Here is a 6,127-nt window from a genome sequence, read left to right as displayed (position 1 = left end):
TGGATTGGTCGTGATCGGCTTCTGACCGCGCACAACGCCCTGTATTCCCATAACTTTCATCAACCGTTCTACTGTGCAGCGCGCGATGTCGTGATTGTTTCGGCGCAACTCGTGCCAGATTTTACGTGCACCATATCGCTTACCACTGCCATCAAAGGCGTCCTTGATCTTCTTGCGATCTAAGGCGTCCTGTTTGGACCGGTCTGAAGCCAAATTAGGATCACGGGCAATGGCTGCATGAGCATAGAAAGTAGACGGGGCGATCGGCAGAGCCCTGCAGATCGGCTCGACCCCGTGGACCTCTCTATGATCCTCAATGAAGGAAATCATTTGCGGAACGGGCGGTCGAGCTCCGCCTGGGCAAAATATGCCGACGCCTTCTTCAGGATCTCATTGGCCTGGCGAAGTTCCTTGTTCTCTCGTTCCAATTCTTTGATGCGGTCCCTTTCTTCGGTTGTCAGGCCTGCGCGCTGACCCTCATCACGTTCCGCTTGTTGGCACCAGATACGCAGGCTGTCAGGGGAACAGCCAAGCTTGGGCGCGATCGCTTTGTGTGCGGCTGAATCGCTGGAATAATTGACACGGTTTTCTCGAAAAAGCCGAACGCCACGTTCACGCAGCTCAGTCGGATAGGCGGGGGTATGTTTCTTCTTTGTCATAGGGCTCACCTTTGGAGTGTTTTACTCTCCGGTAAAACCGGGGCGGTTCAGACCTATCCAAAAGATCGGTCTTGGGTGATTTTCAATATGCGTCCCGAAGCGCGTTTTTCCGATGGGTCCCCTTTGTTGGCGTCTGACGTCGTGTTTTCTTATGAACTGTTGTTGGAAAAGGGTCTGCCCAGTTTCCGGGCCGCCTTGGCGCAGAAAGTTGAAAGCGCCGAGGTTGTCGGGCCTAATCAAGTGAAGTTCACGTTTAAATCGGGCATCCCAACCCGTGATTTGCCATCACTTGCCGGGTCGTTGCCGATCTTCTCGCAAACGCATTATGAAACGGCTGGTTTGGATCTTGAAGAAAGTTCAATGGTGCCGATCATGGGGTCTGGGCCTTATGTGGTCGATGAAATTGACGCTGGGCAGTCCATCACCTATCGCCGCAATCCTGATTATTGGGGTGCCGACCTGCCGATCAATATTGGGCGTCATAACTTTGATCGCATCCGGGTCGAATATTACGCGGATTACCAATCTGCGTTTGAGGGCTTCAAAGGCGGCAGCTACACATTTCGCAGCGAAGCTTCATCCAAAATTTGGGCAACAGCTTATGACTTTCCTGCGATAGATAAAGGATGGGTCGTGAAGGATGAATTGATCGACGGCAGCATGCCTCCCGGTCAAAGTTTTATCTTTAACCTGCGCCGTCCACAGTTTCAGGACCGGCGTGTGCGCCGTGCTATAGGCATGATGTTCAACTTCGAATGGTCAAATGAAACGTTGTTTTATGGGATCTACACCCGGGGCGATTCATTTTGGGAAAACTCTGATCGTGCGGCAACGGGCCTTCCATCAGCGCAAGAACTCGCTTTGCTTGAACCATTGGCCGCAGACCTTCCACCAGGTGTCCTGACGGATGAAGCCTCGGCTGTGACGACCTCGGGAACACGCCAACTTGACCGCCGCAATCTGCGTGCAGCATCCAAACTGTTGGATGAGGCCGGTTGGATCGTGGGCGATGATGGCATGCGCCGCAACGCCGACGGTGAAGTTCTGGCAATTGAGTTTCTCAATGACAGTCAGACGTTTGATCGCGTGCTGAACCCCTATGTGGAAAACCTGCGCGCGCTTGGGGTGGATGCCGTACATAACCGTGTGGACAACGCGCAATCCGTCAATCGGGAACGCAGTTTTGATTTCGATTTCGTCACCGGTCATTTCCCCATGAGCAATGTTCCCGGCGGCGGGTTGGAACAGTATTTTGGCTCTGACAGCTGGGAAGTTTCCTTGTTTAACAAGCCAGGTGTGCATTCCCCGGCGATTGACGCTTTGATTGAACATGTGAAGGCCGCAACATCAGAAGATGAACTGCGTGTCGCTGTGCAGGCTTTGGATCGTGTGTTGCGCGCAGAATATTTCCGCGTTCCGCAATGGTACAAAGCCGCGCATACCGTCGCCTATTACGACATGTTCGAACATCCAGAAAATCTCCCGCCTTATGACCTGGGATATTTGGATTTCTGGTGGTACAACCCGGAACGCGCAGCCGAGCTGGAAGCAGCTGGCGCGTTTCAGTAAGAACAGTTGAACAAGAAAGAAGAACCCTATGGGCGCGTATATTTTCAGGCGGCTGCTGCTGATCATTCCAACTTTGGTTGGGATTATGATTATCAATTTTGCGCTGATCCAATTCGTGCCAGGCGGCCCGATTGAACAGATCCTTGCCCAGATGGAAGGGGGCGGGGACGCGTTTGAAAGCATCGCCGGGGGCGGTGATGCCGGCATAGATACCTCTGAGGGGGAAGCCTATGCGGGATCACGTGGTTTGCCCGAGGAATTCATTCGCGAGTTGGAAGTGCAATTTGGTTTCGACAAGCCAGCCCATGTTCGGTTCATGAATATGATGTGGGATTACATGCGCTTCGACTTCGGCGAAAGCTATTTCAGGTCGATCTCTGTGACCGATTTGGTGCTTGAGAAAATGCCTGTGTCCATCACCCTTGGCCTGTGGTCGACATTGATCGCCTATATGATTTCGATCCCTTTGGGCATTCGAAAAGCCATTCGCGATGGCAGCAGTTTTGACACTTGGACCTCAGGCGCAATCATCGTGGCTTACGCCATTCCGGGGTTTTTATTCGCGATTTTACTGCTGGTTCTCTTCGCAGGCGGATCATATTGGAAGGTCTTCCCGCTGCGGGGCTTAACATCAACCGGCTTTGATGACCTTAGCTTCTTTGGCCAGATCAAGGATTACTTCTGGCACATTGCATTGCCCGTGCTGGCGACCACGATTTCCAGTTTTGCGACGCTGACATTGCTGACGAAAAACTCGTTCTTGGATGAAATTCGCAAACATTACGTGGTGACCGCGCGTGCGAAAGGCCTGTCTGAAGGGCAGGTGTTATATGGGCATGTATTCCGCAACGCGATGTTGCTGGTGATCGCCAGCTTCCCATCGTTGTTTGTTGGGGTATTCTTTGGCAGTTCTCTGATTATCGAAAACCTGTTTTCGCTTGATGGGCTTGGGCGATTGGGCTTTGAGGCGGTCATTCAACGTGACTATCCCGTTGTGTTTGGCACGCTCTTTGCCTTCAGCTTGCTCAGCCTGTTGGTCGGGATCATTTCTGACCTGATGTATGTCTTCATTGATCCGCGGATCGATTTTGAAGCGAGGAAAAACTGATGTCCGAGACGGCACGCAAACCCCGCCTTTCCCCATTGAATCAACGCCGTTTGCGCAATTTCCGCGCCAACAAACGCGCATTTTGGTCTCTGATCATCTTTAGCGTTCTGTTCATCGGGTCTCTATTCGCAGAATTCTATGCAAACGATAAACCCGTTCTGGTCCGCCATAACGGTGCCTATTTCATGCCGATCTTCAACTTCTACCCCGAAACCGCCTTTGGGGGGGATCTCCCGACAGAGGCGCAATATAAATATGAAGACGTGCAATGTTTGATCGTCACCGGCGGTTTGGAAAGCTGTTGGGATGATCCAGAAGGGGTGCTGCTTGATGCCGAAGATGGCATGGTGGATGGTGTCGAAATCGACAAAGGCTGGGTCGTTTGGCCCCTCATTCCCTATAGCTACACCACGATCGTCGACATCCCTGGCGCTGCGCCATCCGCACCTGACGCGAACAATTGGTTGGGCACGGATGACACCAAACGGGATGTCTTGGCGCGTGTGATCTACGGCTTCCGTCTGTCCATTCTATATACATTGATCGTAACCGTCATTGCCTCTGTGATCGGGGTGGTCGCGGGGGCTGTGCAAGGGTATTTTGGCGGTTGGCTTGACCTCGTGTTTCAACGTGTTTTGGAAATTTGGGCCGCAACGCCAACGCTTTACGTAATTATTATTCTATTTGCGATCCTGGGGCGAAGTCTGTCGTTGCTGATCTTCGTTTCGATCCTCTTTGGCTGGACAGCCCTGGTTGGCGTCGTGCGGGCCGAGTTTTTGCGCGCACGAAACCTTGAATATGTGCGCGCGGCGAAAGCCTTGGGCGTGTCTGACACGGTGATCATGTTCCGCCATATGTTGCCCAATGCGATGGTGGCCACATTGACGTTTTTGCCCTTCATCGTGACCGGGCAAATCGCAACGCTGGCCACTTTGGATTTCCTTGGATTTGGCCTGCCGTCATCCGCGCCATCCTTGGGGGAGCTGACTTTGCAAGCCAAACAAAACTTGCAAGCGCCCTGGCTTGGATTTACCGCCTTCTTCGTTTACGCTGTGATGCTGTCACTGCTTGTGTTCATATTTGAAGGTGTCCGCGATGCCTTTGACCCGCGAAAGACGTTCAAATGACCCGCATTATTGATGTTCAAAACCTTGAGGTCAGTTTTTCCCAGGACGGGAAGAAAACACATGCCGTGCGGAATGCATCTTGGTATGTGGATCAGGGAGAAACCGTTGCAATCGTTGGTGAATCCGGTTCGGGGAAATCTGTTTCAGCCCTGTCGATAGTTGGGCTTTTACCTGACAGCGCAGCTGTGACAGGTTCTGTTCGCTACCGCGATGAGGAAATGTTGGGTGCCGCTGAGGCCGATCTGCGTCGTGTACGCGGCAACGACATCAGCTTCATTTTCCAAGAGCCAATGACATCGCTTAATCCGCTGCACACAATCCGCAAGCAGTTGGCCGAAAGCCTGCTGCTGCATCAGGGCGTGCGCGGTCAAATTGCTGAAGATCGTATCCTTGACCTGCTTCACAAAGTGGGCATTCGGGACGCTGAAAGCCGTTTAAACAGCTATCCGCACCAATTGTCGGGTGGGCAACGCCAGCGTGTGATGATCGCGATGGCGCTTTCAAACAAGCCTGACCTTTTGATCGCCGATGAACCCACAACCGCGCTGGATGTCACCATTCAAGCGCAGATTTTGGAACTGTTGGCTGATCTAAAAGAAACCGAAGGGATGAGCTTGGTTTTCATCACGCATGACCTTGAGATCGTTCGGAAATTTGCGGATCGCGTCTATGTTATGCAGCAGGGCGAAGTCGTGGAAGAGGGGCCCGTGAACCAAATTTTCACCGCACCTGCGCATCCATATACACAAACGCTTCTGTCAGCGGCCCCATCCGGTGATCCGGTTGAGGTCGCCGCTGAGGCACAAGAAATTATCTCGACGGATGACTTGCGCATTTGGTTCCCGATTTACCAAGGGCTTCTGCGTAAAACTGTGGGGCATGTTAAGGCTGTGAATGCGGCAACGATCTCTGTGCGGCAGGGCGAAACCCTTGGAATCGTGGGGGAATCTGGTTCTGGAAAGACCACATTGGCCTTGGCGATTATGCGCTTGATCAAATCTGAGGGGCCGATTGTGTTTCTTGGCGAAGATATCCGAAGCCGGCGCGGCAAAGGGTTACGTGATTTGCGCAAGGATATGCAGATCGTGTTTCAAGATCCATTTGGGTCGCTGTCTCCACGGATGTCGGCCATGCAAATTATCGCGGAAGGGCTGCAGGTTCATGGCCTGCCCGAGGGGCGTGACGCGCGCGAAATGGTTGCTGAAATCATGCTTGAGGTTGGCCTTGATCCCATCATGATGGATCGATATCCGCATGAGTTTTCCGGTGGGCAGCGCCAACGTATTGCCATCGCGCGTGCGATGATTTTGCGCCCGCAATTGGTTGTCTTAGATGAACCAACCTCGGCCCTGGATATGACTGTTCAAGTGCAAATCGTTGATTTGTTACGTGATTTACAACGGAAATACGGCTTGGCCTATCTGTTCATCAGCCATGATTTGAAGGTGGTTCGTGCGTTGTCACATAAGGTGATCGTGATGCGCAATGGTGATATCGTGGAAGCCGGAAGCCGCCAGGAGATCTTCAACGCGCCGCAAACGGATTACACCCGCGCACTTATGTCTGCGGCGTTTGATCTTTCCGCTGTGGATACTGTTGAGATTTGACAGGAATTGTGGCATTGCAGATGTGCGCCTGCGTGTATCTTGCGGGCTTTTGTCAGT

5 protein-coding genes, 1 pseudogene and 1 other annotated feature are annotated in these 6,127 nt (G+C 52.6%); of the genes and pseudogenes, 4 read left to right on the top strand and 2 right to left on the bottom strand.

The features are described 5' to 3' along the window. Both RJ38_RS19060 and RJ38_RS11795 read right to left on the bottom strand, forming a co-directional pair. Window positions 1-213, bottom strand: a 213-nt coding sequence (locus RJ38_RS19060; protein WP_162183540.1) for an IS3 family transposase, incomplete at its 3' end; no start/stop codon positions are given. A gap of 42 nt (window positions 214-255) precedes the next feature. Continuing rightward, window positions 256-372: a sequence feature (AL1L pseudoknot), on the bottom strand. Beyond that, window positions 327-659 (bottom strand): transposase, encoded by a 333-nt coding sequence (locus RJ38_RS11795; RefSeq protein ID WP_039017034.1) that lies wholly within the window; start codon window positions 657-659, stop codon window positions 327-329. Its footprint overlaps the feature before it by 46 nt. 54 nt (window positions 660-713) lie before the next feature. Here RJ38_RS11795 and RJ38_RS11790 point away from each other — a divergent pair. From RJ38_RS11790 to RJ38_RS11775, 4 genes and pseudogenes are all read left to right on the top strand, one after another. Next, window positions 714-2,228, top strand: a pseudogene (locus tag RJ38_RS11790) (extracellular solute-binding protein); the annotation flags it as partial. Between the two features lie 28 nt (window positions 2,229-2,256). Then, complete coding sequence (locus RJ38_RS11785) at window positions 2,257-3,336, top strand: microcin C ABC transporter permease YejB (RefSeq protein ID WP_039019071.1); 1,080 nt, start codon at window positions 2,257-2,259, stop codon at window positions 3,334-3,336. Next, entirely contained in the window at window positions 3,336-4,463 is a 1,128-nt protein-coding gene (locus RJ38_RS11780) for an ABC transporter permease (protein WP_039019070.1), read from the top strand. Before RJ38_RS11785 ends, RJ38_RS11780 begins: the two co-directional genes overlap by 1 nt. Beyond that, the gene (locus RJ38_RS11775) at window positions 4,460-6,070 is read left to right on the top strand and encodes an ABC transporter ATP-binding protein (protein WP_039019069.1); all 1,611 of its coding nucleotides are present in this window, start codon (window positions 4,460-4,462) and stop codon (window positions 6,068-6,070) included. The genes RJ38_RS11780 and RJ38_RS11775 overlap by 4 nt, the downstream gene beginning before the upstream one ends. Window positions 6,071-6,127: the final 57 nt, after the last annotated feature.

The sequence above is a fragment of the Halocynthiibacter namhaensis genome, from assembly GCF_000812685.1.
In the GTDB taxonomy this organism is placed as follows: Bacteria; Pseudomonadota; Alphaproteobacteria; order Rhodobacterales; family Rhodobacteraceae; genus Halocynthiibacter; species Halocynthiibacter namhaensis.
This window is presented reverse-complemented; position numbering and strand designations above follow the sequence as displayed.

Bases quoted from the DNA above. Each gene is read 5' to 3' on its own strand.
- RJ38_RS11785 (WP_039019071.1), top strand. From the start codon at position 2,257: ATGGGCGCGTATATTTTCAGGCGGCTGCTGCTGATCATTCCAACTTTG.
- RJ38_RS11780 (WP_039019070.1), top strand. From the start codon at position 3,336: ATGTCCGAGACGGCACGCAAACCCCGCCTTTCCCCATTGAATCAACGC.
- RJ38_RS11795 (WP_039017034.1), bottom strand. From the start codon at position 659: ATGACAAAGAAGAAACATACCCCCGCCTATCCGACTGAGCTGCGTGAA.
- RJ38_RS11775 (WP_039019069.1), top strand. From the start codon at position 4,460: ATGACCCGCATTATTGATGTTCAAAACCTTGAGGTCAGTTTTTCCCAG.